This window comes from Candidatus Symbiothrix dinenymphae, from assembly GCF_001431085.1.
On the sequence record NZ_BBRU01000234.1, the window covers coordinates 1 to 607 of the forward strand.

Annotated in this window: 1 protein-coding gene; it reads left to right on the plus strand. The window is 49.8% G+C overall.

Annotation, left to right across the window (positions count from 1 at the left end):
* Window positions 1-607 (plus strand): alpha-galactosidase (locus ASC50_RS03225; RefSeq protein WP_193391193.1); only part of this gene is annotated, 607 nt, incomplete at both ends.

Here is a 607-nt window from a genome sequence, read left to right on the forward strand (position 1 = left end):
CAAACGGACATCTGTTTATGTGGACGGCCGCTCGGTGAGTGCCGGTCTGACACATCCCGAAGAGGAATTCGGATTCAGGAAATGGCTTCGCCCCGGCGACCAATGGCTCAGCCCTTGGGTGTTTACCGCATTGTACAACAACACACCCGACCCGTCTGTCGTGTTGAGCACTGTGGTTTCCGATTTTGTCAGGAAACATGTTGGCATGCGAATAGAGCAACTGCCCCAAAAACCGATGTTCGTCTATAATACTTGGGTGCCTTTTTACCAAAACATCAATGAAACTTTGGTAAAAGAGGTGGCAAAAGCGGCATCGGAATGCGGCGTGGAAGAGTTTATCATTGACGACGGATGGCAAATCGGCACAGGCAGTAGTGACAGGGTGCGGACGGAGGAATCGGTGGACGAACAAGAAGCATGGCTTGCCGACTGGAAAGTGAATACAGAAAAGTTTCCCAATGGCTTACGTCCTGTTTTCGATTATATCAAATCGCTGGGAATGAAACCCGGACTCTGGCTAAGTATTGCCATCGCAGACCCCACCAACAGGACGTATTTCAAAGAACATCCGGAGTGGTTTGTTGTTGGAAAAGATGGGCAATTAGGC